A 26,255-nucleotide genomic window follows, 5' to 3' on the forward strand; every position below is an offset into this window, starting at 1 on the left:
AAGTTTGTTAGTTGACGAGGGGACGAGTTGACTCCTTCCTCCTTCTACCCTACACTACCTTCCAACGAAATAGAAAGCAACTTCTGGGCTTCAACAGCGAACTCCATAGGTAATTTATTCATTACCTCACGGGCATAACCGTTGACGATAAGGCCTACGGCTTCCTCAACAGAAATACCGCGCTGCTGACAATAGAACAACTGTTCTTCGCTGATTTTGCTTGTTGTAGCTTCATGCTCTACAATTGCTGTCTCGTTCTGGATATCGGCATACGGGAATGTATGCGCTCCACAGGTTGGGCTTAGCAACAAGCTGTCGCACTGACTGTGGTTTCGGGCACCCTCGGCACGTGGAGAAACCTTGACAAGACCACGGTAGCTGTTCTGGCTGTGACCTGCAGAAATACCTTTTGATACGATAGTACTGCGGGTGTTCTTTCCTAGGTGAATCATCTTTGTTCCGGTATCTGCCTGCTGATAATTGTTGGTTACGGCTACTGAATAGAATTCACCAACGGAATTGTCTCCGGCAAGGATACAACTTGGGTATTTCCATGTGATGGCTGAACCTGTTTCAACCTGAGTCCATGAGATTTTACTGCTTTCACCTTTGCAAAGACCTCGTTTGGTAACGAAGTTATATATACCACCTTTACCATCTTTGTCACCAGGATACCAGTTCTGTACCGTTGAGTATTTGATTTCGGCACGTTCCATGGCAATCAGTTCCACGATTGCAGCATGAAGCTGGTTCTCGTCACGCATAGGAGCTGTACAGCCTTCGAGATAACTTACATAGGCATCATCGTCGGCTATGATAAGAGTACGTTCGAACTGACCTGTATTTGCTGCGTTGATTCGGAAATATGTACTCAATTCCATAGGGCAACGCACGCCTTTTGGAATATAAACAAACGAACCGTCTGAAAATACTGCGGAGTTAAGTGCAGCAAAGAAATTATCACGATAGCTGACTACACTGCCAAGATATTTCTGAACCAAATCAGGATGGTGCTGGACCGCTTCGCTGAAAGAGCAGAAAATGATTCCTTTTTCAGCAAGATTTTCCTTGAATGTTGTCTTTACTGAAACACTGTCCATAACTGCATCGACAGCCATACCGCTCAACATTTTCTGCTCGTGCAAAGGAATACCAAGCTTGTCGAAAGTTTTCAACAATTCCGGATCTACTTCACTAAGGTCTTTAGGACCTTCTTTCTGCTTCGGAGCAGCATAATAGATAATATCCTGGTAGTCGATAGGAGGAATGTTAAGATGTGCCCAGTCCGGCATTTCCAAAGTCTGCCAGTGACGGAATGCCTTCAATCGGAATTCCAAGAGCCATTCCGGCTCATTCTTTTTGGCAGAGATAATGCGGACCGTTTCCTCATCAAGACCACGATGAATTACATCCGTATCTATATCGGTAACGAAGCCGTATTTATATTCACCACTTGTTACCTCGTTCAATACATTATTTGAATCCTGCATTTTTAGTTTATTGTTTTTTATTTATTCGTCTAACCTAATATTATGAAGTTTCGCTGGGCTCAACTTTCAGTTAACGAGTTGACAAGGAGACAAGTTTACAAGAATTTTTCAAGCAAGTTTCTGAACTTGTCAACTTGTCTCTGATGCCTTGTCAACTTGTTCCCCAACTCTCTTCAAACAAATGTGAAGGGAAAATGGTTGGGACAATTTCTATTAAAGGTTGATAAAAAAGAGATTCAACCTTTGCCTGGCGGGGAATGAGAACTGAGCCGGGATCTATAAATTCGATAATATTAAAGGTAAGACTCATAAACAGAATTATAATCATAAAACCTATGAAACCTCCGCCAATATGATTCAACACGCTTAGCGGTGTGGAGTCAATCAGACGGTCAAGAAGATTTCCTGCTATCTTAAGCAGACCTACAATCATTATGAAAGCAAGTATGTAGCTGATTATGGTAATGCCATTTTGAGGGAATATACCTAAAGATATGATATAACTGCGCAGCATATATGCTGTTTCGCCACAAAGCAACACTGCAGCTATCAAAGCTATCAGAGATACAACCTGCTTGACAACTCCGTCAACCAAGCCTTTCACAAAACCTGCTCCTGCAATACATAGCAAAATGATATCCAAGGTATTCATAAGTTCATATTTTAGCACCAACCTATAAAGACAAGGGAACAAGCATACAAGTTGACGAGGTTTTATCAGTTGACATACTGACTAAGAGCATTTCTTGTCAACTGTCCCTGAAGCCTTGTTCCCTTGTTAACTTGTTCCCTTGCTATACAGATTATGACTTTCTAATTACAATGTTTTCTTGATTTCTGTTTCTTCGTATGCTTCGATAATATCGCCTACCTGGATATCGTTGAAGTTTGTAATGTTCAAACCGCAATCCTGTCCGGCAACAACTTCCTTGGCATCATCTTTGAAACGCTTCAATGAACCAAGTTCACCGGAATAGATAACGATACCGTCGCGGATAAGGCGTATCTTGTTAGAGCGCTTGATTTTTCCTTCCTTAACGATACATCCGGCAACTGTTCCGACTTTAGAAATCTTGAATACCTGCTGAACTTCAACATTGGCAGTGATTTCCTCACGGATTTCAGGTGAAAGCATACCTTCCATAGCACTCTTGACTTCTTCGATAGCATCGTAGATGATAGAGTACAGACGGATTTCGACACCTTCTTTCTCAGCATTACGACGTGCCGGCAATGAAGGACGAACCTGGAAACCGATGATAATCGCATTTGATGCGGCAGCAAGCACAACGTCTGATTCTGAAATCTGACCTACTGCCTTATGGATTACATTAACCTGGATTTCTTCAGTTGACAAACGGATCAATGAGTCAGACAATGCTTCAACAGAACCGTCAACGTCACCTTTGACAATAACGTTCAATTCCTGGAAGTTTCCGACTGCGATACGACGTCCGATATCATCAAGAGTAAGCATCTTCTGAGTACGCAAGCCCAATTCACGCTGCAACTGTTCGCGGCGGTTTGCGATTTCGCGTGCTTCCTGTTCTGTTTCAAGAACGTTGAATGTATCACCTGCCTGTGGAGCACCGTTAAGACCAAGAATCAATACCGGTTCAGACGGGCCAGCCTGCTGTACTCTCTGGTTACGTTCGTTGAACATAGCCTTGATACGTCCGTGGTGTGTTCCTGCAAGAACGATATCACCCATCTTAAGTGTACCGTTTTCAACAAGGACTGTTGAAACGTATCCACGACCTTTGTCAAGTGAAGATTCGATGATTGAACCTGTGGCACGGCGTTTCGGATTAGCCTTCAAGTCAAGAAGGTCTGCTTCAAGAAGAACTTTCTCAAGCAACTCTTCAACACCAGTACCTTTCTTGGCAGAAATTTCCTGGCTCTGATATTTACCACCCCAGTCTTCAACCAGATAGTTCATATTGGCAAGTTCTTCCTTGATCTTATCCGGGTTGGCATGAGGTTTATCCACCTTGTTGATTGCAAATACGATAGGTACACCAGCTGCAGAAGCGTGATTGATAGCTTCGACAGTCTGAGGCATCACGGCGTCATCGGCTGCTACGATAATAATAGCGATATCTGTTACTTTCGCACCACGGGCACGCATTGCGGTAAATGCTTCGTGACCCGGTGTATCAAGGAATGTGATACGTCTGCCATTAGGCAACTTCACATTGTATGCACCGATATGCTGAGTGATACCACCTGCCTCACCGGCGATAACATTTGCATTTCGGATATTGTCCAAAAGAGAAGTTTTACCGTGGTCAACGTGTCCCATCACTGTTACGATAGGTGGACGTGGTACCCAGTCTTCTTCATTATCCTCTTCTTCGTTTTCCTTGATAGCCTCAACTACGTCGGCACTTACATATTCTGTTTTGAAACCAAATTCTTCAGCAACGATATTGATAGTTTCGGCATCCAAACGCTGGTTGATTGAAACCATAATACCGATACTCATACATGTAGCGATAACCTTTGTTACAGGCACATCCATCATGTTGGCAAGGTCGTTTGCTGTAACGAACTCTGTAAGCTTCAGGATTTTGCTTTTCATTTCTTCCTGTTCCATCAGCTCATGCTCGCGCTTATGGATAGCTTCACGTTTGTCACGGCGATATTTGGCTCCCTTGTTATTTTTATTTCCCTTATTGGTCAAACGGGCAAGTGTTTCCTTGATTTGCTTCTGAACATCTTCCTCGCTTACTTCAGCCTTAACCGGCTTCTTCAATTTAGGTTTACGGTCTTCTTTACTGTTCGGACGAACATTTGTGCCCGGAGTATTATTTACATCTACACGGTCTTTCTTGATTCGCTTACGTTTCTTCTTTGTATCCTTGTCTCCATCCTCAAGCGAAGCCGCATTACCTGGCTTAGAAGACATCTGTTTGGAAGCTCCGTCTTTCTGACCTGACTTGAATCCTTGTTGTCCAGGACGGCCAGCAGCGAATTTCTGTTTTTCATCGCGTTCCTTTTTCTTCTCTTCCTTAGATTTTTTCTTTGGACGAGTTGACTGGTTCAAAGCATTAAGATCAATTTTACCAGTTACTTTAATCTTAGACTCGAATTTAGCAGTGCTCAGACGGAAAAGCTCGCCTTCAGCACGATTATCCGCAGAGTTTCCTCCCTCTGCAGAAACATTTCTTTCATTTATTGAAGCTTCCGCTTCCGTCTGTTTCAATTCAGCTTTCTCCTTATCTACCATTCTTTTATTTTCTTCTGTTTTCTCTTCTTTTATAATATCCGGCTGTTTCACCGGTTCCTCCTTAGCAACCTCCTCCTTCATCGGCAGCTCGGCTGTTTTGTCCTCAGAAGCTTTCTTCGGTTTATCCAGATTGATATGACCTTTAGTCACAATTTTCGGTCGGAGCTCTTCAGGTATTTCTGTTTTTATCTCCATAGAAGAAGAGTCCGCTACTTTCTTATCTTCAGTATCTTTTTCTGAAGCTTTTGAAGTTTTTGGAGCCGGAGTTTCCTTTCCAAATTCCTTAACAAGCATTGAATATTGTTCATCACTTATTCGGGTATTAGGATTGTCTTCGACTTCCACACCTTTCGACTTCAGAAATTCAACGACAGTGTTGATTCCAACATTAAGTTTTCGCTGTACTTGTATTAATTTTATAGGCATAACTTTTTTCATTTTTAGCGAGATGCACTTTTTCAAGAATACATCTCACATTCCACAACACTAGGCTATACTATCTTCGCAATTAACAGAGACGCACAACCTTTGACTGTTGCGGTATGTGCATCTCACTATGCTGTCGTTGCGAGTTTCGAAGTTTTCATTTAGTCTTCAAATTCCGCTGCAAGGATAGCCAAAACTTCATCAACGGTAGATTCTTCCAAGTCAGCACGTTCGATGAGTTCCTCACGAGGTACGGCAAGAACATTCTTAGCTGTATAGCAACCTATGTTCTTAAGGGCGTCAATAACCCAACCGTCAATTTCATCAGCAAATTCATCAAGATAGATATCTTCTTCATCTGCTCCTTCGATGTCACGGAATACGTCAATTGCATATTCTGTCAACATACATGCCAACTTGATATTCAAACCGCCTTTACCAATGGCCAGCGATACTTCTTCCGGACGCAGGTAAACTTCTGCTTTCTTTTCTTCTTCATTGATACGGATTGAAGAAATCTTAGCCGGACTTAAAGCACGCTGTATGAACAATGAAATATTTGATGTATAGTTGATAACATCAATGTTTTCATTTCTCAATTCACGGACGATACCGTGGATACGTGAACCTTTCATTCCGACGCAAGCACCTACAGGGTCGATGCGGTCGTCATATGACTCAACGGCAACTTTAGCTCTTTCACCAGGGATACGCGCAATAGCTTTGATAGTGATAAGACCTTCGTTGATTTCAGGAACTTCAAGTTCGAACAATCTCTGAAGGAACATCTTGTCTGTACGTGACAAAATAATCTTCGGATTGTTGTTTATATTGTCAACACGCTGAACAATGGCACGAACAGTTTCACCTTTACGATAGAAATCTGTAGGAATCTGTTCTGATTTAGGCAAAAGCAACTCGTTCTGCTCATCATCGAGAAGAAGAATTTCGCGTTTCCAGACCTGATAAACGTCAGCAGCAATGATAGTACCGATTTTATCCTTGTACTTAGCATACAAGCTGTCTTTTTGCAGTTCCAGAATTTTTGATGCCAAAGTCTGACGCAGATTCAAGATTGCACGACGGCCAAAATCCGCAAAATTAACTTCGTCTGTTACTTCCTCTCCCACTTCACAATCGGCATCAATCTTACGAGCTTCTGTCAGCGTAAGCTGCAAGTTTTCATCTTCAAGCTCGTCGTCAGCCACAACAGTGCGATTTCTCCAAATTTCAAAATCGCCTTTCTCAGGATTGATAATAACGTCATAGTTTTCATCTGTTCCAAACATCTTTGCGATAACATTACGGAAAGAATCCTCCAACACGTTAATCATTGTTTCCTTGTCAATATTCTTCAGCTCCTTGAACTCCGCAAGGGTGTCGATCATGCTGATAGTTTCCTCTTTCTTGGCCATAATTACTTGAATCTTATTAAGTATTTTGTATATTTTATTTCATCGTATGTATATGACTGGTCTTCCTGAACCGTAATCTTTCTCTTGGCTCCTTCCGGTTTAACCTGCTTTTCAACGGTAACAACGATTCCGTTTTCGTCAGCCTCCTTCAGAACTCCAGTAAGTTTTACTCCAGCCTTAAGAAGTATTTCCACTTCGTTACCAATATTCTTGACATACTGGCGTAGAACTTTGAATGGTGATGTTATTCCTGCAGAACCAACCTCAAGTTCGAAATCTTCCTTGTCTCTGTCAAGATGTTCTTCAAGCCAACGGCTCAATGCCACACAGTCATCTATCGACACAGCTTCATCACTGTCAATCTCAACAACAATGACATTACCTGTCTTAACCTCAACATCAACAAGAAACATTTCTGTAGAAGCAAGTTTTTCCTCGACTAACTGAAGTATTACGTTTCTATCAATCATATTTTGAGTATTTGAGTTTTTAAGTTTTTGAGTTTATAAGTTCAAAGGTGATAAGTTGACGAGTTGACAAGGCTACAGAAGAGTTATCACCTTGCCTTCTTATTCACCAGTATCTTCCGTTGTCATAGGATTACAAATCCGCAGGAACGGAATTACACGAAACAAAAAGGAGGAGACTGACCGCCCCCTCCTTCAACCTCTCGTATCTGATGCAAAGATATGAAATTCCTATTAGTCTGCAAAAAAATATGTTTTGATTGGTATTGCAGTTACTTTTTAGATATATATTTTAAGAATATTTAAGAGAAAACATATTTCGCTCTTCCTTGTTTTATTATAATACTCCTAATACCTGAGCAAGATTAATCAATACCTTCAATCTCTGAAATGCTCAATTTTGAATATTGCGAAATAACATCTAAAGGAACACCTGCCTCTTTCATACTTTTTACAAATCCGTACAGAAGTTCTTTTTTAGCTTCAGCACGACCTTTCTCGATACCTTCTGCCAATCCCTCTGCCCGTCCTTCAGCAACACCTTTAACTCGACCTTCCTCAAAACCTTCTTTAATTGCCTGCTCTTTCATATAATTCCAGGTATTATAATTATCACGGTAAACCTTCAGGCAGGCTTCATATTCATCTCGCTCTTTCTTGTTCATATTGACAATGCGAGCCAACTCTTCCAAACGCTGGAAAAGGGCTTTCTGTCCTTTGAACTGTAAAGATTCCAATTTCTCCATATGCTTTAAATTGTATAGCCAATAATCCAATGGCGTTTCACATTCTTTTTCTGTTTTATTGAATAACGGGAATTCAATAAAGATCTCCCTTATCATTTTTGATACAGGTTCGCCTGTTTCCTTATCGGCTAGGATTATATCAGTACGCACCTTATCAGTCTTACCACTTTTAAAATTAAGGAAGAATATACCATATACAGGTACTATTTCAAAATTCCAACTGTCGCCGATCTTATCTTGACCAGCTATAACTCTACAAATATAATAAAGTCCTCTTTCATAAATATAAGGTTGACTGCAATTTTGCATCTCAACTATAAACATATTGCCGTCTTTGTCCTTGCAACGAAGATCGAACACTGCTGTTCTGCCATCAGAAGTTTCAGGGGGCATTTCAGTATTCATATACGTAAGGTCTTCAATATGCCTTTCACCTTCCAACAAATCATTTAGTAAATCAATAAGGAGTTCTTTGCTATTTTCTTGTCCGAAAAGAATCTTAAATCCTCTGTCAACAAAGGGACTAATAAATACACTCTTTTTCATAGATAATGTTTTAAAGTTAATGTTGCAATTTTAAAGAATAAATTAATGACATCCAAATTTTTACGTTTGAACTTTTTCTACTTGGAAGCAACAGAAACAAAGAAAGGAATAAAAAAAGGAATCAACAAAAACAAAAAAGGCTCTCAGATTACATCTGAAAGCCTCTAGTAGCGAGACCCGGGATTGAACCGGGGACCTCATGATTATGAATCATGCGCTCTAACCAGCTGAGCTATCTCGCCATCGTTTTTCTTATTGACGCTGCAAAGGTAGACATCTTTTATATATCCTCCAAATTTTACAGCAACTTTTTTTGATATTTTTTTCACATACTTATACAAACAACTATTTACCAACAGATTAAAGCAATAACTTTTTTACTATCATTTTCAGCTTAAAGACGAATAGACTAGTTAACGAGAAAACAATTTGGCATAAGTTTCTTATTATTTAGACTAAAAAGTAACTGTTATTTTACCTTGTCAACTTGTATCTGATACCTTTTAGCTTCAAAAAACAGTAACTGACAAAATATAAATAAGACACTATTTATTCTTAAAACTAAGGTTTAATTTATAAAAACTAAGATTTAGTTTTTACAAATCATGACTAAGTTTTTACAAACTAAGGCTTAGTTTTGAAAATATATTTAGACTTATCAATTATATAATATAGCATAAACAAATAGCTAATTAGTCATCCGAAGATTTATCAATCTTAAATTATAAATTAAAAAATTTGTCATTCAAAAACATTTTCATATATTGCAAGCAATAATATTATGAAAACAAATACGTTCTGTTAACTTTTGAATTTATAGTTCTTATGAAAAAAGAGGAGTTTCATATTGAATACACAATGAACAGAGTTTCGAGACATTGCCTCTGGAATCTTTTAACGACCGTAAACGGACTTTCGTCGTGGTTTGCCGAAAAAGTTACTATATCGCCTAACAACAGATATTCCTTCTCATGGAAAAAAGAAGAACAAATGGCCTCGGTCATTGAAATGAACCCGGAACAAAACATAAAATTCCAATGGGATAACGATAAAGATTCCAAATCCTACTTCGAATTCACAATATATCAAACAGAACTTACAGGTATCACTACCCTTGAGATTACTGATTTCGCTCTTCCATCCGAAAAAGAAGATTATATTGATTTATGGGATTCACAAATTGCCACTTTGAAAAGAAAATTGGGAATTTGAAAGATTATTCGCGTTTTTTGCCGTATTTTTGTCTGCTAAACTTATAGCAACTATTTTACGGGTAAAAAATGCTCACATATGTTTTTCGAGACATCATCAGTCATTTATATTTCCCGTACATCATAACATAAGCTTCTTAATTTGAGATGTTGAGAATTAAACGACTTTATACATTCATGCTGCAAACATTCCTGCCTTTGTTTATGATGACATTCGGGATATGTTTGTTCATCGTATTGATGCAGTTTCTGTGGAGATACATTGATGATATGGTGGGAAAAGGTTTTGGCATCCTTGTATTGGCCGAAATGTTTTTCTATGCAGCATTGTTTCTCGTCCCGATGGCTTTGCCTCTTGCTATTCTTCTGGCTTCACTTATGACTTTCGGGAATCTGGGTGAAAGGCTTGAGCTGCTTGCGATGAAATCAGCAGGCATATCGCTTATACACATTATGCGCCCGCTGATTATTACTTTGGCTTTTGTGAGCGTGGGTGCTTTCTTTTTCCAGAACTATGTGATGCCGGTTGTACAAGTCAAGCTATATACTCTGTTGTTTTCGATGCGACAAAAATCTCCGGAGCTGGAAATTCCGGAAGGTATTTTCTATAAGGAAATTACGGGATTCAATGTGTATGTAAAGGAAAAAGTGCCGGAAACCGGTCTGCTCAAGGATATGATGATATACGACTATTCTCAGGGTTTCAACAATGCGAGAGTAATTGTTGCAGATTCAGGTCGTCTGAAGACTTCGGCAGACAAAATGTTTCTTGTTCTTTCTCTTTTCAACGGTGAGTCTTTTGAGAATCTGAAGAGCCAAAGCAAAACTAGCTCGGTGCAAAAGGCTGTTCCATACAGGCGTGAGACATTCAAGACGAAAGATATCCTTATTGAATTTGACGCCAACTTCAACCGTACGGACGAATCTCTTATGCAAAACCAGTATATGGGAAAGAATTTGCATGATTTACAGACTTCGATAGACTCAATGACTGTAAAACTGGACAGTATAAAGAATGAGCAGGCTACACATATTTATAAGCTGTCATACAAGCAGTCATACAGTAAGGCTCCTGAGACTGCAAAAAAAGAGGTTGATGACGGGGAGAATGGAAAGAAAGAAATATTCGAAGACTATAAAGTAAGTTCTGGAAATATTGTATTAAATTTCGACAGTCTGTATAACGAAAGCAGACCAAGCGAAAAAGTAAACATATTGAAAAGGGCAAGAAACAGGGCAGAAAACATAAGAACAGATAATTTCTTCAAAGCTGCTACTGTAGGTGACGAAGCATACAAGGTGCGTAAACACTTGTCGGAATGGCACAAGAAATTCACCTTGTCTTTTGCCTGCCTGGTTTTCTTCTTTATCGGCGCACCGCTTGGTGCTATTATCCGAAAAGGAGGTTTGGGTATGCCGGTTGTATTGTCCGTTATCCTGTTCATATTCTATTATATCGTTGATAATATAGGTATAAAAATGGCAAGAGACGGAGTGTGGGAAGCTTGGCAAGGAATGTGGCTGAGTTCGGCAGTTCTTACTCCGCTAGGTATTTTCCTTACTTATAAGGCGGCTAAAGATTCGGTTATCCTGAATGCTGATACATATATCAATGCATTAAAGAATATTGTAGGCAAACGCCAGGGAAGAAAAATCGAGAAAAAGGAAGTTATTATTTATACACCGGATTATGAAAGTCTTAAGCCAAGAATCCAGCAGCTTTCCTCAGACTGCCAGAAATATATAAATAACCACAAGAGATGGATAAACTATATTCATTTCTGGAAAAGCGGAGGAAAAGACACCGAAGCGGAAATGCTTGCCAACGAAATGGAATATCTGGTTGAAGAGCTTTCGAACTCCGACCAGAATCTTGTTCTGAACAAGCTGATGGATTATCCTATTATCGGAGGTTACAACAGTATTAATCTACGTCTTAAAGGTAAAATGGGTATAATAATAGCTATTATCTTACCTATTGGTATTCCAGTATATCTTCTTGCTGTATATCAGAGAAAGTTATTGCTTAATGATATCAAGATGATAAAGAAGACTAGTGATGAGATGATAGGAATTCTCAATTAAAGTTTTGAAAGCTAAGCTTTATGGTTTTGAGCTAACAAACAAGTTGTAAACAAGAAACTCAAAAAACAGAAATAATATGAGCAAAATTAAATTAGATTCGATCGAAGAAGCAATTGAAGATTTCCGCGAAGGTAAGTTCGTCATAGTAGTTGACGACGAAGATCGCGAAAATGAAGGCGACCTGATTATCGCTGCTGAGAAAGTTACTCCGGAGAAAATCAACTTCATGCTTAAGCATGCACGTGGTTTGCTCTGTGCTCCTATCACAATGTCCCGTTGTGAGGAATTGGATTTGCCTCATCAGGTGAGCGACAACACTTCTATGCTTGGAACACCGTTTACTGTGACTATCGACAAGCTTGAAGGATGTTCAACCGGTGTTTCTGCTGCCGACCGTGCCGCGACTATCCTTGCTTTGGCTGATCCGAATTCTAAGCCTGAGACTTTCGGACGTCCGGGACATATCAACCCTCTTTACGCACAGGACAAAGGTGTGTTGAAACGTGCAGGACATACTGAAGCTTCAATTGATATGGCTCGCCTTGCAGGTCTGTATCCGGCTGCTGCTCTTATGGAAATAATGAGCGATGACGGAACTATGGCAAGACTTCCTGAATTGAGAGAAATGGCTGATAAATATGGATTGAAACTTATTTCTATCGCAGATTTGATTGCTTATCGTCTGAAACAGGAATCTATCGTTGAGCAGGGTGAAGAAGTAGATATGCCGACTGAATACGGTCACTTCCGTCTGATTCCTTTCCGTCAGAAGAGTAACGGACTGGAACATATTGCAATCATTAAAGGCGACGTGAAAGGTGATGAACCTGTGTTGGTGAGAGTTCACTCTTCATGTGCTACAGGTGATATTTTTGGTTCTATGCGTTGCGACTGTGGTGAGCAGCTTCATGAAGCATTAAGACTTATCGAAAAGGAAGGTCGTGGTGCTGTGATTTATCTGAACCAGGAAGGACGTGGCATAGGACTTATGGAAAAGATGAAAGCTTACAAACTTCAGGAAAAAGGCATGGATACAATCGAGGCAAATATTTGTCTTGGTCACCAGGCAGACGAGCGCGACTATGGAGTTGGCGCACAAATCCTGCAGCATCTTGGCATTACCAAAATGCGTCTGTTGACAAACAATCCTGTGAAACGTGTAGGTTTGGAAGCTTACGGATTGTCTGTTGCAGAAAATGTTCCTATTGAAGTTACACCTAACAAGTTCAATGAATTTTATCTGAGAACTAAGAAGGACAGAATGGGACATACACTTCATAATTTGAAATAAAAGTAAGTCTCGCTAGCACGATTTGCAAAGATGACGAGGAAACAAGTTAACAAGGCAGCAAAAACCTTGTTAACTTGTATCTGAAACCCCGTCAACTTATATAAATCTCCACTTGCGGAACTTAAAAATAATAACCTTAAAAATTCTTAGAACAATGGCGAAATTATCTGAAAGATTAAACAGATTGTCACCGTCTGAAACATTGGCAATGTCACAAAAAAGTGGTGAATTGAAAGCTCAAGGTATTGATATTATCAACATGAGTGTTGGCGAACCAGACTTCAATACACCGGATCATATCAAAGAAGCTGCTAAGAAAGCTGTAGATGATAACTATTCAAGATATTCTCCAGTTGCAGGATATCCAGAATTGCGTAACGCTATCGTAAACAAACTGAAAAACGAAAATGGTCTGGAATTTACAGCAGCCCAGATTTCTTGTGCTAACGGTGCAAAACAGTCAGTTTGTAACACTATCATGGCGTTGGTTGACTGTGGAGACGAAGTTATTATCCCTGCTCCATATTGGGTAAGTTATCCTGAAATGGTTAAAATGGCAGACGGAACTCCGGTTATTGTAACCGCAGGTATCGAACAGGATTTCAAAATCACTCCAGCACAGCTTGAAGCTGCAATTACTCCAAAAACTAAACTTCTGATTCTTTGTTCTCCATCAAACCCAACTGGTTCTGTTTACAGCAAAGAAGAATTGGAAGGCTTGGCTAACGTACTTGCAAAACATCCGCAGGTTTATGTTATCGCAGACGAAATTTATGAACATATCAACTATATCGGCAAACACGAAAGTATTGCTCAGTTTGAGGAAATCCGCGACCGTGTTGTTATCGTAAACGGCGTTTCAAAAGCTTATGCAATGACTGGATGGAGAATCGGTTTCATTGCCGGTCCGGAATGGATTGTTAAAGGTGTAAACAAACTTCAGGGTCAATATACTTCTGGTCCTTGCTCAGTTTCACAGAAAGCTGCTGAAGCTGCATATACTGGAACACAGGAACCTGTTGAAGAAATGCGTAAAGCATTCGAACGCCGTCGCGACCTTATCGTGAAGCTTGCCAAGGAAATTCCAGGCTTCGAGGTTAATGTTCCTCAGGGCGCATTCTATCTGTTCCCTAAATGTAGCTCATATTTCGGCAAATCAAATGGCGATCGTAAGATTGAATCTGCTGCTGACTTGGCTATGTATCTGTTGGAAGTTGGCCACGTGGCTTGCGTTGGCGGTGGTGCATTCGGCGCTCCTGAATGTATCAGAATGAGCTATGCAACTTCTGATGAAAATATCATCGAAGCTATGCGCAGAATCAAAGAAGCATTGGCTTTGTTGAAATAAAAGAGTAATAAGAGACAAGTTGACAAGGCTTCAGAAACAAGTCAACAAAAAAAGGTCATCCCGCCGGATGACCTTTTGCTTTTCTATAATATATGTTTAATAAATAAGTGCAGGATCAATATACTCCCGTACGTGTATCCCACCACATTTGTTTACCCCAAGTGTTATCAACAATGCCTTCAACCGCAACATTAATATTTTCTTCGTTATATAAATATTCATTGTTAGGATAAGGCATACGGAAAGGAACATCGTTGTGAGCTGTGCCAAAGATACAGAACTTACCAGGATATTCTCCAGAAGTCTGAATTTCCTTAGGATAACCAGTTCTTCTATACAAAGACCACGCTTCACAGTTTTCCTTGAACAATGCAACCCATTCTTCCATATAAATACGTTCGAATGTGCCATCCCACTTACCGCTTGCTGCAAGATATTTGTCTGCTTCAGAATCTGCAACACCATTGTCTGTCATTGATATTCTTACAGCCTTTTCATAAGCATCTTGTGCTGACATACCAACATTCCAACCCAACAATGCAGCTTCAGCCATGATGAAGTAATTCTCACAAGATTTCAATATTGGTGTAAAGCCACTTGGATCTTCACGATAAATAGCACCCATACGAGAAATAGTCTGAATATTAGAAGGAGCAGCCAAAGCACCATTTTCATATCCTCGATATTCACCGTCAGTTGTTGCCGGCTGCATAATTGCAGAAATTCGAGGATCGTTTGTTGACTGTAAATGATTTACGAAAATATTACTCATTCCATAATCATCACGAGTTCTGAAATCATCATAATATGGTTCGAAATATGGGTCAGAACCTTGCCAATAGAAATACGCATTCTCATCACTTGATTCCAAAACAGGGTAATTGCTCTGGTTCTGACAAATTTCCTCTATCGTGCTCTTTGACAAATCTGGAGCCACATTAACTATTCGCATTGCTGCACGCAATCGAAGTGAATTACAGAATTTACGCCATAACTGAACATCTCCACCAAATAGGAAATCACCATCACCAATCTTATCAGTTCCTTCTCCGGCAATCATTTCATCTGCAATAGCTTTAAGGTTCTCAAGTATTGCCGGATAAATAGTTTCCTGCGAATCATATTTGGCTTTCATCACACCATCTTCAACTTTATTTGCTTCTGTATATGGCATATCACCAAATTGATCAGTATTCAAAAGCCAAAGATATTCCTTAAATATACGTGCAGCCCAACGGATATTTTTGAAATCATCAGCATTTTCTTCTGTCATTGCCAATATATCATCTAACTGAACATTCATTCTGTAACAATTAGAGAATTTGTTACCATATGTATTATTTGTTGGCAAATAAGAATAATTGTCCATATACTGTATTTTGGAAATATATCCAGCCCAAGCTTCTGTCGCATCAAAACCGCCCTGAACTGAAGCTGTCGCTCTCAGAACATATCCTAACATATTTGTAGATGAACCTGTTTCCAAAGCATCAGGATCACTGTTTATATCTTCGAAATTATTGGTACAACTGCCCAACATCAAAGTAGTGGCCAAGGAAGCTAGTGTCGTGAGTTTTAATATATTTTTCATATTCAATTCCTGTTTAACGATTAATTAAAATGTAAGATTTACTTTCAAACCGAAGCTACGAGATGAAGGAACAGCAGCCTGCTCGAAACCTACACCACGGCTATCACTGGAAACACCACCTGTTTCAGGGTCGAGTCTCATCTTATTTGACTTATGAACCCAAAGCAAAGCAAGGTTATTACCAATAAGTGACACTGTTGCATTGCTGATATAGCGTGTCTTAGCCATCCATGCTTTCGGGAATGTATATGATATATAAGCTTCACGTAATTTCAAGAATGAACCATCGAACATATAATATTCAGAAACATCATTCTTGAACCAGCTATAAGCATCTGTCTTTATAGTATTTGTAACCCAATTACCGTTTGCATCCTGCATTACGAACTTTTCATCCTGCATTACGTCCACACCGGCAACAATTTCACGTTCACGAATACCATTTTCTGCAGTAACAACAGAAGTACCAGCAGTGTAACTATGGTTCATTGTCTGTGACCAAATATCACCACCAATACGCATATCCAGCAAGAAACCAAAACTTAAATTCTGGATTGAGAAATCATTTCGCCAGTTCAAAAGGAAATCAGGGGTTACATTTCCAAACTTCACAGCACTTGCAGTCTGAGCCAAACCGTTTGAATTAACCTTGATAGAACCAATCTGGTCTGCAGTAGCTGTTCCAGCATCAACATCAGCCTGTGAGATTCTGTTAAAGCCAGTACCAACCAAAGTTCCCCATTTTTCTCCTTCAATAGCTTGTGTTGCAACGCCCCAAGTCCAACCTATTTGATATGTAGTCAAATCCATTTCAGGATACAACTCGATGACTTTACTGTTGTCTTTTGAGAAATTAAATGTACTTGTCCAGTTCAAACCTTTCTTACTCTGCAAGATATCACCACTCAACTGGATTTCAACACCTTTATTCTGTATCTCACCGGCATTGATAAGCATTGCAGAATATCCTGTTGAATAAGGAACTGTTACATTCAAAATCTGGTCTGTTGTAGTCTTATGGTAGTAAGCCAAATCCAAACGCAAACGGTCATGCAAGAAACCGAATTCAGCACCAATTTCCCATGTCTTGATACTTTCTGGACGGAGATTTTCATTTGGATAAGTCATGCTCTTATAAATCTGAGCTACACCGTTGAATGAACCGTCTGTATTCAGATAATAATATGCACGGTTGCGATATGCAGTAGTAGCATTACCGATTTCAGCCCAACCACCACGCAGTTTCAAGAAAGAAAGAGCTGAACCGTCACCTTTAAGCCAAGGCAGAGATTCTGTTGCAATCCAGCTCAAACTTGCAGAAGGATAGAAGAATGCATCATGAATAGTTGAACTCCAGTCATTACGGGCACTCAAATCCAAATACAACTGATTCTTCCAACCAACAGAAGCATTTGCATATACAGAATTTGAACGTATATGACTATGATCCATACTTGTCACAGCATCACCTTTCTTGTTTGCAATAGTATAAACACCAAGAACTGTCAATGAAGCCGCACCAAATTCAGTATTTTCCCAAGAAACATCACGATAGTTACCTCCAGCCATAGCTGTAATATTAAAATCGCCGAATGTTTTATTGAAGCTGGCTATCAAATCCAAGTTCAATTCAGTATTCTTGTCATTTGTCTGCAAGAAACCACCTTCCGGATAATCTGAACGGTCGATATAATGACGTTCAAAAGCAGTTGAGTTATAATAATCCAATCCGGCACGACCTTCAATTTTCAAGAAATCAAATGGCTGATAGAATAAAGAAGTCTTACCGAATACACGGTCACGCTGATAACTGTTTGTATTCTCATAAACCGTGAAATACGGGTTCATATGATAATTGGTGTTCCAGTTATAATATGTATAATTTCCTGCAGCATCTTTCTGATCCCAGTTTTCCTTCAATGTCTGCATGTTAATCTGACGTCCGGACCATGCGAACAAAGAGTTAATCGGGTTGTTGCCGCCATAACCCTGTCCAACCAAGTTGTCACTCTGCGTACGAGTATAACTTGTGCTCAAATCATATGTAAAATATTTATTCAGCTTGATTGATGTATTCAAAGATGCAGAATAACGTTTCTGATCCGTGTTAGGAACTGTACCAGTCTGACCACGATAAGAAAGAGAAGCACGAGTGCTTGCTTTCTCAGAGTTTGCAGCCACAGAAATTGTATGATTCTGGGAAACACCTGTCTGGAAGAAATCTTTCACATTGTTAGGTCGTGAAATCCATGGAGCTTTTTCGCCATTACTGTCATACTGAACCAAATTTAATCCGGCATCCAAACGCGGACCCCATGATTCATCATAGAAGTCATTGACACCATTAGAACCATCCACCCAGTTGAAGCCATACTGTTCAGCATATTCCTGATAAGTCAAATCAGGAGCATTAAGTTTCCAGTGATATTCATCACCGTTGTTTCCCTGTCCGTAAGAGTTCTGTAATTTTGGCAAATTAGCTACACGGTCTATTGTGATGTTTCCATCATAAGATACTTTTACACCACTACCTTTTTTACCTGATTTAGTAGTAATCAAAATAACACCGTTACCGGCACGCATACCATACAAAGCAGCAGAACCACCTTTCAACACTGTCATTGATTCAATATCTTCAGGGTTGATATCATTCAGACCAGAACCGTAGTCAACACCATTATATGTATTATCACCTGTACGCTGTGTATCATTTGAAATTGGCACACCGTCAACAACAATCAACGGCTGCTGATCACTCTGCAAAGATGAGTTACCACGAATAGATATACGTGAAGAAGCACCTACGCTACCACCAAACTGGTTAATCTGGACTCCGGCAACTTTTCCTGACAAGGCACTAGTGACATTCAACTGTCCCGCCTTTGTCAAATCCTCAGAACCAACTTCCTGAACTGCATATGCCAATGACTTCTTTTCACGAGTCAAACCCATTGCCGTAACAACAACTTCATCCAGATTCTGAGAATCTGTAACTAACTTAATCTCCATATGTGGTTTTATAGTCAACACCTGACTTTGCATACCCACATAAGATATTTCAATAGTCTTTGCATTGTCTGGAACATCAAGAGTAAAGTTTCCATCCAAATTTGTTACTGTTCCAACTGTAGTTCCTTTAACAACAACAGATGCACCTATAACAGGCATATTATCTTCTGATGAAACGACTGTTCCTGTTATCGTTTTCGTCTGAGCTGTCACAGCCATTGTTCCAATTAATAGGGAACATGAGACCAATGAAATAAAATTACTTTTCCTCATTTTTACTCATTTTTTAGTTTAAAAAACATCACAAGTATTTACATCTATTTACAACAATACATCAAAAAGCCAATCATCGGCTCTTATTATTCTTTAGCCTAAAGTATTATATAGTTGAAAATTGAAATTTAATCTGCGGTAAAATTATAAATAATTTATTTATTCCAATATTTAAATGTATTTTTAACATTTACAAGATAAATGACATATTAAATCATATCTTACACTTTAATACGATATATTAACAGTTTAGCGACATTCTATTACTGTATTATACACACATATTTAAGATAAGCATTATATTAAATAGCAAAAAGACAGAAAATGGAATTAAAATATTTTTTCAACGGAAAGAAAAAGTGTATATTTTTAGTCTTTAAAATGCATAAATATTCACTCTGAATCAAGGAATATACTAATTTTCAACAGTTAAAACTATAATTACTTTTTAATTGGCAAATTGAAACAAAAAAATGATGTGATTCAAAACTCCAAAATATACAATAATATTGTAAGAGTTTTAAATCACATCATATTCGGTTCAGGTTAATTTATATTCAACAAACTTATTTTATAATCAAAAACAGTTTTTATTTTTCCTTCTGCTTAAGCCACTCTTCTGCACATTCTTCAAGAGCATCATACCACTCTTTTCCAAAACGGCGAATCAACGGTTCCTTAAGGAATTTATAAACACGAACTCGTTCACGTAACCCAAGAACCTCAGCAGCTTTACATACATTCCATCTATGAACATTAACAGCCTCAAATGTATCATATTTGGTTATTCTTATAGGATATAGATGACACGAAACAGGTTTGTAGAAATTGACACGTCCTTCACGATATGCTTTTTCTATCGCACATTTACATGTTCCGTCAGAATCGTAACAAGTGAACACGCAATCCTTTCCATCGACAATTGATGTCACCATATCACCATCCTCATCCTTATAAGCTACGCCTTGTTTCTTTATTATGGCCTGAGCTTTCGGAGAAAGATCGTTCCATACTTCAGGCAAAACCTTTTCCAGTTCTGCTATTTCCGACATTTCGAGCGGTGCTCCGGAATCTCCTTCAACACAGCATTCGCCCTTACAGTGTGCCAAATCGCAAAGGAAAAAACGCTCGATTACATCGAGGCTTACTAATGTGTCGTCAATCTGTATCATTGTTACTACAACAAATTAATGAATAATAAAACACAGAGACACAAAGACACGGAGTTTTATGAATTTAATCTCAGTGTCTCGGTGTCTCTGTGTTTTTTATATTATATGGAAACTCCCTTAATTATTTAATCAAGCACTTTCCTGTCATCTCAGCCGGCTGTTCCATACCCAAGATGTGAAGGATAGAAGGAGCAACGTCAGCAAGAACACCGTTCTCAACTTTAGCAGCTTTGTTTTCTGTTACATAAACAAAAGGAACAGGATTCAAAGAGTGAGCTGTGTTTGGAGTGCCGTCTTCGTTCAATGCATGGTCAGCATTACCGTGGTCAGCAATGATGATTACTTCATAATCATTTGCTTTAGCAGCTTCAACTGTATCTTTCACGCAATTGTCGATAGCAACAACAGCCTTTTCGATTGCTTCATAGATACCAGTGTGACCAACCATATCACCGTTAGCGTAGTTAACAACGATGAAGTCATATTTCTGAGTGTTGATAGCTTCAACTAATTTGTCTTTAACTTCGTATGCACTCATTTCTGGCTTCAAGTCGTATGTTGCGACTTTTGGAGAAGGAACAAGGATACGTTCTTCGTTTTCATACGGAGTTTCACGACCACCGTTGAAGAAGAATGTAACGTGAGCATATTTTTCAGTTTCAGCAATGTGCAACTGAGTCTTGCCATTATTAGCAAGATATTCGCCCAAAGTATTCTGAACATTTTCCTTGTCGAACAAGATGTGAACACCTTTGAATGAAGCATCATACGGAGTCATGCAGTAATACTGCAAACCTGGGATAGTCTTCATTCCGTTTTCAGGCATATCCTGCTGAGTAAGAACGATTGTCAATTCTTTAGCACGGTCGTTACGGTAGTTGAAGAAGATAACTACATCACCTTCCTTGATTGTACCGTCAACGTTAGCATTAACGATAGGTTTGATGAACTCGTCAGTTACACCTTCGTCATAAGATTCCTGCATTGCCTGAACCATGCAAGTTGCTTTTTTACCTACACCGTTAACCAACAAATCATATGCTTCTTTTACACGTTCCCAACGTTTGTCGCGGTCCATTGCATAGAAACGACCGATGATTGAAGCAATTTTACCAGCTGATTTTTCGCAGTGAGCAGAAAGTTCTTCGATAAAACCTTTACCGCTCTTAGGGTCTGTGTCACGACCATCCATGAAACAGTGGATGAAAGTGTTTTCCAAACCATATTCTTTTGCGATATCGCACAATTTGAACAAGTGATCCAATGAAGAGTGAACACCACCGTTTGAAGTAAGACCCATAAAGTGGATATTCTTTCCATTTTCTTTTGCATATGAGAAAGCAGAAACTATTTCTTTATTCTGCATAATGCTGTTGTCGGCACAAGCACGGTTAATCTTAACCAAGTCCTGATAAACAATTCGGCCGGCACCAATATTCAAGTGACCAACTTCAGAGTTACCCATCTGACCGTCTGGCAAACCTACATTCTCACCACTTGCCTGCAACTGTGAGTAAGGATAATTTGCCAACAAAGAATCCCAATACGGAGTTGGAGTGTTGAAAATAACATCATCTTTGCCTTTGTCACCAAAGCCCCAACCATCCAAAATCATTAATAGTGCTTTTTTAGCCATATCTCTATATTATTTAATTTAAAAATAACGCTTTGATTATCTTTTACGAATACCTATTTTAACCATGCAAAGATACAAATTATCATTATATTAATCAAACGAATGAATAATGATTTAATCAGTAGACAAGTTGACGAGTTAACAAGTTGACAAGGGAGATTATTTTGTCAAGTCGTATCTGAAGGCTTGTCACCTTTAACACATTAACTATCTTTGCCCCAATTATGGAAAATTATTTTGACGACAAAGAACTGGGACGGGTTATCATAAGGCTCAATCCGAGAGCAAAAAGTTACTCCGTAAAAATCAAAAACGGTGAGATTTATGCGGTTATGCCGGAATACGGGAGTCTGGAATATATGATTTCCATCATCTTGAAAAACAAAGGAAAAATCAAATCTATTCTGGACAGTCAGCCCAAACATTCTGTCATAAACGAAAACTCTGTTATCAAAACTGCCTCTTTTCAGGTAAATATATACCGGTGCGAAAGAGAAAACTTTTATATGTCTCTTAAAAACGGAATTCTAAACATCGCATGTCCTAATTTCACTGATTTCAACAGAAGTGAAATTCAGGAAATACTGAACAATATGTTTATATCTGCCATGCGCCACGAAGCGAAGCGACTACTTCCACAACGGGCATTAGCTTTGGCACGTAAGTTCGGTTTTTCGTTCAAACAGATAAAAATCAACAGCAGCAAATCCCGCTGGGGAAGTTGTTCGACAAGCAAAAACATCAATCTCTCACTTTTTCTTATGAGATTGCCCTGGCATCTTATCGACTACGTAATCCTGCACGAACTTTGCCATACTATAGAAATGAATCACAGTGACAGATTTTGGGCACTGATGGATAATGTGACAGACAATAAGGCAAAGGCTTTGAGAGCGGAGATGAAAGGAATTTCGATTAACTCATGGTAAAAAACATCGTAATGTTTTTGAAAAAAGATGCCGACGTTTTTTCGGAAACATAGGCAGCTCTTTTTCAAAACAAGGGATATTCCAAATACAAAATTCACAAATCACACATAAATCACCATATTCTACTGTTTACTAAATATATAACAGAGTTGTGAAACTTCTCTTCGAAAACTTCCTGTATATAGAGACGGATAATAAATATAACTGAGAAAATATCAAAAATTGAGACAAAAAATATATACGGAAGCACTTCCAAATATATACGGAAGCATTCCCCAATAAATACGGAAGTAATTCAGAATATATATAGACGTATTTCACCATAGGTCCAGACCTATAATCCGACAATATTCATACGCTATAAAGTACTGATTTTAACATTTATAACTCATAGCCAAAGTTTACTATCTCATTAACTGTTCAAGTTTCAAAAAGTATTACCAATATTTAAAATATTTCCATATCTTTACCGCAGAAAAGCAACTTAAAAATAATATATATGAAAAACTCAGCAAAAGTATGCGCACTTCTTCTATTGTGCTGCAACTTACCGGCTTGGGCAGCCTCAAAGATATACACATTGTTATCGCCCGACAAAGACATCAAGGTAGAAATCACAACCGGAGAAAAAGAACTCTCTTATTCTATTTTCCACAAGGACGAGCTGATTATGAAAGACAGCAAAATAGGCCTTACCGGAAATGAAGATGTATTTTCTGCAGAAAAAGCATCAAAGAAAGAAAGCAAAATCGACCGGGAAGTTGTTTCTCCTTTCTATCGCTTCCCTTCGTTCCAGGAAACTGCAAACGTGATGGAACTAAAATTCAAGAGTAAATGGAGTGTTGAATTCAGAGCATATGACGACGGTGTTGCTTATCGCCTGAAAACTTCAGAAAAAGATGAACTTATAATCAAAGACGAAACTGCGGAATTCAATTTTGCCGGCGATTATACTTCTTATCTGCCTTATACAACAAATGAAAAGAAGCCTGAAGCTATGGCTTTCCAGAATATCTATTCTGTTGAAAAACTTTCAAAAGCACGTAAGCAGTGGGCTTTCCTTCCAGCAACTGTTGATTGTGGAAGCGTAAAAGTTACGTTGATGGAATCTGATTTGGAGGCTTATCCAGGCATGTTTGTTGTTCCACAAAACAACACAACACTTAAAGGTACATTTGCAAAATATCCGAAAGCAACAAAGATTCATCCAACCCGTTGCCAGATGATGGTTACTGATACCGAAGATTATATTGCACGTACCGAAGGAACTCGTGATTATCCTTGGAGAATATTAGCTATAACTGAAGATGACAGAGAAATGCCGGTAAACAATCTGGTATATGCTTTGGCTTCTCCAAACAGAATCGGTGATTATTCGTGGGTTAAACCGGGCAAAGTGGCTTGGGAATGGTGGAACGACTGGAATTTGAAAGGTGTTGATTTCGAATCCGGTATCAATATGACAACATACAAACATTATATCGACTTCGCTGCCGAAAACAAACTTGAATATATTGTTATGGACGAAGGTTGGTATAATCCTAAAAAAGGTGATATGTTGACAACTGTTCCGGAAATTGACCTTCCTGAACTTGTCGCTTATGGGAAAAGTAAAGGTGTGGATATCGTACTGTGGACTGTGTTCAACGTCCTTGACGACCAGCTTGAGGAAGCTTGCAAGAAATATTCGGAAATGGGAATAAAAGGTTTCAAGGTGGACTTCCTTGACCGTGATGACCAGACTGGAGTTGAAATGATTTACCGTATTGCTGAAGTTGCGGCAAAATACAAACTTATGCTGGATTACCATGGTATCTACAAACCAACAGGATTGAACAGAACTTATCCGAACGTAATCAACTATGAGAGCGTATTCGGTATGGAAGAAGTGAAGTGGACTAAACTTGAAAAGAATATGCCGCTTTATGATGTTACTTTCCCATTTATCAGAATGATGTGCGGATATGTTGACTATACTCCTGGTGCTATGCGCAATGCTACTAAGAGAGATTTCAAGGCAATGTATTATACTCCGGCTAGTATGGGAACACGCTGCCATCAGCTGGCTACTTATATCGTACACGATTCTCCGTTCACAATGCTTTGCGACGCTCCGAGCAATTATCGTGAAGAACCGGAATGTCTGAACTTCATTGCTTCTATTCCAGTGGAAGTTGATGATACTAAGATTCTGAAAGGTAAATTAGGCGAATATATTGTTTCTGCACGCCAGAAAGACAACAACTGGTATATCGGCGGCTTGACTAACTGGGACGAAAGAGATATTGAACTTGACTTCTCTTTCCTTGGTGAAGGTGAAAAATATACTGCTACATTATTTAAAGATGGTATAAACGCATCAAAGAATGCCGAAGACTTCGCTGTTGAAACTATCCAGATTGACAAGAATTCAAAGGTTAAAATACATCTTGCTTCAGGTGGTGGTTTTGCTATGAAGATGATTAAAAAATAAGTTTCAGGGAAGAAGTTGAGTCACTCACGTAATAATACCGTAATACAAGTGTTACACATCTGTAATATAATGTATATACATTTGTATGACCAAAATCAATTCCTAACTTGTTGGGCAGCGATTCTCTATCGGCGGAAAGAGGATCGCTGTCTTTATTTATTATAATACAACTGAAACTTCCTTGAATGCATAACGGCGTATTTCTCCATTTTCCAGGCGTAGTAACATATGTCCGGATGGTTCAATTTCGTGAATACAGGCATTGAATGTTCCGTTTTCATCTTTATATGGATAAAAGCCTTCGCCACGATACAAAGCAGCTTTATAGGTTTTGTGTATTACATCCAAATCACCTTTCAACACTGTCAGATATTTATCATAGAATATTTCAAGGAATTTAGAAAGCACTTCATCTCTGTCGTATTCTTTTCCAGTAACCAGTGAAAGAGATATAGGATTAGGAGCATCGCCACGGAAAATCTGCTGGTTTATGTTTATCCCAATACCGAGAATAGACTGGTAAATGAATTTACCAGACAAATCATTCTCGATTAACATTCCGCATATTTTCTTGTCGTGCCAATAAACATCATTAGGCCATTTTACAGTACATCCGTCTGTATAGCAATCCAATGTTTCCTTAACACTCAATGCCGCAATCTCTGAAATTACGAACTGCATATTTGCCGGAATAACATCTGGATAAATCACTACACTGAAAGTTATGTTCTTTCCTTCTTCCGATTCCCAAACATTTCCAAGCTGTCCGCGTCCGGCAGTCTGGAAATCAACATACACAACACTGCCTTCAGGCAAGCGTTCGGTTTGAAGCAAATTTCTCAAATATGCATTTGTAGAGTTTGTTTCCTTCAAATGTATTATACGAGGTGTATTTTCTTCATTGTTATTCATATAAAG

17 protein-coding genes and 1 tRNA gene are annotated in these 26,255 nt (G+C 38.9%); 6 read left to right on the forward strand and 12 right to left on the reverse strand.

Annotated features, from left to right (window positions below):
• Nucleotides 1-44: 44 nt before the first annotated feature.
• From sufB to ACYIAR_RS08385, 7 genes are all read right to left on the reverse strand, one after another.
• A complete protein-coding gene (gene sufB / locus ACYIAR_RS08355) occupies nt 45-1,490 on the reverse strand; it encodes a Fe-S cluster assembly protein SufB (protein WP_480333427.1) in 1,446 nt (481 codons plus the stop codon).
• Between the two features lie 151 nt (nt 1,491-1,641).
• Nucleotides 1,642-2,142 (reverse strand): CvpA family protein, encoded by a 501-nt coding sequence (locus ACYIAR_RS08360; RefSeq protein ID WP_480333429.1) that lies wholly within the window; start codon nt 2,140-2,142, stop codon nt 1,642-1,644.
• A gap of 165 nt (nt 2,143-2,307) precedes the next feature.
• Nucleotides 2,308-5,145 carry a translation initiation factor IF-2 gene (infB, locus tag ACYIAR_RS08365; protein WP_480333431.1) on the reverse strand — a complete coding sequence of 946 codons (2,838 nt, stop codon included), beginning with the start codon at nt 5,143-5,145 and terminating at the stop codon, nt 2,308-2,310.
• A 161-nt stretch (nt 5,146-5,306) separates the two neighbouring features.
• Nucleotides 5,307-6,560, reverse strand: a complete 1,254-nt coding sequence (nusA, locus tag ACYIAR_RS08370) for a transcription termination factor NusA (protein ID WP_480333433.1) — start codon at nt 6,558-6,560, stop codon at nt 5,307-5,309.
• 2 nt (nt 6,561-6,562) lie between these two features.
• Nucleotides 6,563-7,030: a ribosome assembly cofactor RimP gene (gene rimP / locus ACYIAR_RS08375; protein ID WP_480333434.1), complete on the reverse strand. Its 468-nt coding sequence runs from the start codon at nt 7,028-7,030 to the stop codon at nt 6,563-6,565.
• A 362-nt stretch (nt 7,031-7,392) separates the two neighbouring features.
• Nucleotides 7,393-8,319 carry an Rpn family recombination-promoting nuclease/putative transposase gene (locus tag ACYIAR_RS08380; RefSeq protein ID WP_480333436.1) on the reverse strand — a complete coding sequence of 309 codons (927 nt, stop codon included), beginning with the start codon at nt 8,317-8,319 and terminating at the stop codon, nt 7,393-7,395.
• A 168-nt stretch (nt 8,320-8,487) separates the two neighbouring features.
• Nucleotides 8,488-8,561 (reverse strand) — tRNA-Met (locus ACYIAR_RS08385).
• Between the two features lie 583 nt (nt 8,562-9,144).
• On the opposite strand from ACYIAR_RS08385, the gene ACYIAR_RS08390 reads away from it, so the two are divergent.
• From ACYIAR_RS08390 to ACYIAR_RS08405, 4 genes are all read left to right on the forward strand, one after another.
• On the forward strand, nt 9,145-9,531 hold the full coding sequence (locus tag ACYIAR_RS08390; protein WP_480333438.1) for an START-like domain-containing protein: 387 nt from the start codon (nt 9,145-9,147) through the stop codon (nt 9,529-9,531).
• A gap of 146 nt (nt 9,532-9,677) precedes the next feature.
• Nucleotides 9,678-11,615, forward strand: a complete 1,938-nt coding sequence (locus ACYIAR_RS08395; protein WP_480333440.1) for an LptF/LptG family permease — start codon at nt 9,678-9,680, stop codon at nt 11,613-11,615.
• Nucleotides 11,616-11,691: 76 nt separating this feature from the next.
• Nucleotides 11,692-12,906, forward strand: a complete 1,215-nt coding sequence (locus ACYIAR_RS08400; RefSeq protein ID WP_480333442.1) for a bifunctional 3,4-dihydroxy-2-butanone-4-phosphate synthase/GTP cyclohydrolase II — start codon at nt 11,692-11,694, stop codon at nt 12,904-12,906.
• A 154-nt stretch (nt 12,907-13,060) separates the two neighbouring features.
• Nucleotides 13,061-14,254, forward strand: a complete 1,194-nt coding sequence (locus ACYIAR_RS08405; protein WP_480333444.1) for a pyridoxal phosphate-dependent aminotransferase — start codon at nt 13,061-13,063, stop codon at nt 14,252-14,254.
• A 115-nt stretch (nt 14,255-14,369) separates the two neighbouring features.
• Here the strand turns inward: ACYIAR_RS08405 and ACYIAR_RS08410 are convergent, their stop codons facing one another.
• From ACYIAR_RS08410 to gpmI, 4 genes are all read right to left on the reverse strand, one after another.
• Nucleotides 14,370-15,845 (reverse strand): SusD/RagB family nutrient-binding outer membrane lipoprotein, encoded by a 1,476-nt coding sequence (locus tag ACYIAR_RS08410; RefSeq protein ID WP_480333446.1) that lies wholly within the window; start codon nt 15,843-15,845, stop codon nt 14,370-14,372.
• Between the two features lie 24 nt (nt 15,846-15,869).
• The gene (locus ACYIAR_RS08415; protein WP_480333448.1) at nt 15,870-19,127 is read right to left on the reverse strand and encodes a SusC/RagA family TonB-linked outer membrane protein; all 3,258 of its coding nucleotides are present in this window, start codon (nt 19,125-19,127) and stop codon (nt 15,870-15,872) included.
• 590 nt (nt 19,128-19,717) lie between these two features.
• Nucleotides 19,718-20,299, reverse strand: coding sequence for a DUF3109 family protein (locus ACYIAR_RS08420; protein WP_480333450.1), 582 nt, complete (start codon nt 20,297-20,299; stop codon nt 19,718-19,720).
• A 121-nt stretch (nt 20,300-20,420) separates the two neighbouring features.
• Nucleotides 20,421-21,935: a 2,3-bisphosphoglycerate-independent phosphoglycerate mutase gene (gene gpmI / locus ACYIAR_RS08425; RefSeq protein ID WP_480333452.1), complete on the reverse strand. Its 1,515-nt coding sequence runs from the start codon at nt 21,933-21,935 to the stop codon at nt 20,421-20,423.
• Nucleotides 21,936-22,159: 224 nt separating this feature from the next.
• Between gpmI and ACYIAR_RS08430 the strand changes: the two genes are divergently transcribed.
• Both ACYIAR_RS08430 and ACYIAR_RS08435 read left to right on the forward strand, forming a co-directional pair.
• Nucleotides 22,160-22,864: a M48 family metallopeptidase gene (locus ACYIAR_RS08430; RefSeq protein ID WP_480333454.1), complete on the forward strand. Its 705-nt coding sequence runs from the start codon at nt 22,160-22,162 to the stop codon at nt 22,862-22,864.
• 499 nt (nt 22,865-23,363) lie between these two features.
• The gene (locus tag ACYIAR_RS08435) at nt 23,364-25,337 is read left to right on the forward strand and encodes a glycoside hydrolase family 97 protein (RefSeq protein ID WP_480333456.1); all 1,974 of its coding nucleotides are present in this window, start codon (nt 23,364-23,366) and stop codon (nt 25,335-25,337) included.
• Between the two features lie 159 nt (nt 25,338-25,496).
• On the opposite strand, the gene ACYIAR_RS08440 is transcribed toward ACYIAR_RS08435, so the two are convergent.
• On the reverse strand, nt 25,497-26,249 hold the full coding sequence (locus ACYIAR_RS08440) for a biotin--[acetyl-CoA-carboxylase] ligase (RefSeq protein ID WP_480333458.1): 753 nt from the start codon (nt 26,247-26,249) through the stop codon (nt 25,497-25,499).
• Nucleotides 26,250-26,255: the final 6 nt, after the last annotated feature.

It is taken from the genome of Parabacteroides sp. KHUB-01, from assembly GCF_056640935.1.

What these genes read in the sequence shown, in the direction of transcription:
- sufB (WP_480333427.1), bottom strand. Translation starts at nt 1,490, where the DNA reads ATGCAGGATTCAAATAATGTATTGAACGAGGTAACAAGTGGTGAATAT.
- ACYIAR_RS08360 (WP_480333429.1), bottom strand. Translation starts at nt 2,142, where the DNA reads ATGAATACCTTGGATATCATTTTGCTATGTATTGCAGGAGCAGGTTTT.
- infB (WP_480333431.1), bottom strand. Translation starts at nt 5,145, where the DNA reads ATGCCTATAAAATTAATACAAGTACAGCGAAAACTTAATGTTGGAATC.
- nusA (WP_480333433.1), bottom strand. Translation starts at nt 6,560, where the DNA reads ATGGCCAAGAAAGAGGAAACTATCAGCATGATCGACACCCTTGCGGAG.
- rimP (WP_480333434.1), bottom strand. Translation starts at nt 7,030, where the DNA reads ATGATTGATAGAAACGTAATACTTCAGTTAGTCGAGGAAAAACTTGCT.
- ACYIAR_RS08380 (WP_480333436.1), bottom strand. Translation starts at nt 8,319, where the DNA reads ATGAAAAAGAGTGTATTTATTAGTCCCTTTGTTGACAGAGGATTTAAG.
- ACYIAR_RS08390 (WP_480333438.1), top strand. Translation starts at nt 9,145, where the DNA reads ATGAAAAAAGAGGAGTTTCATATTGAATACACAATGAACAGAGTTTCG.
- ACYIAR_RS08395 (WP_480333440.1), top strand. Translation starts at nt 9,678, where the DNA reads ATGTTGAGAATTAAACGACTTTATACATTCATGCTGCAAACATTCCTG.
- ACYIAR_RS08400 (WP_480333442.1), top strand. Translation starts at nt 11,692, where the DNA reads ATGAGCAAAATTAAATTAGATTCGATCGAAGAAGCAATTGAAGATTTC.
- ACYIAR_RS08405 (WP_480333444.1), top strand. Translation starts at nt 13,061, where the DNA reads ATGGCGAAATTATCTGAAAGATTAAACAGATTGTCACCGTCTGAAACA.
- ACYIAR_RS08410 (WP_480333446.1), bottom strand. Translation starts at nt 15,845, where the DNA reads ATGAAAAATATATTAAAACTCACGACACTAGCTTCCTTGGCCACTACT.
- ACYIAR_RS08415 (WP_480333448.1), bottom strand. Translation starts at nt 19,127, where the DNA reads ATGAGGAAAAGTAATTTTATTTCATTGGTCTCATGTTCCCTATTAATT.
- ACYIAR_RS08420 (WP_480333450.1), bottom strand. Translation starts at nt 20,299, where the DNA reads ATGATACAGATTGACGACACATTAGTAAGCCTCGATGTAATCGAGCGT.
- gpmI (WP_480333452.1), bottom strand. Translation starts at nt 21,935, where the DNA reads ATGGCTAAAAAAGCACTATTAATGATTTTGGATGGTTGGGGCTTTGGT.
- ACYIAR_RS08430 (WP_480333454.1), top strand. Translation starts at nt 22,160, where the DNA reads ATGGAAAATTATTTTGACGACAAAGAACTGGGACGGGTTATCATAAGG.
- ACYIAR_RS08435 (WP_480333456.1), top strand. Translation starts at nt 23,364, where the DNA reads ATGAAAAACTCAGCAAAAGTATGCGCACTTCTTCTATTGTGCTGCAAC.
- ACYIAR_RS08440 (WP_480333458.1), bottom strand. Translation starts at nt 26,249, where the DNA reads ATGAATAACAATGAAGAAAATACACCTCGTATAATACATTTGAAGGAA.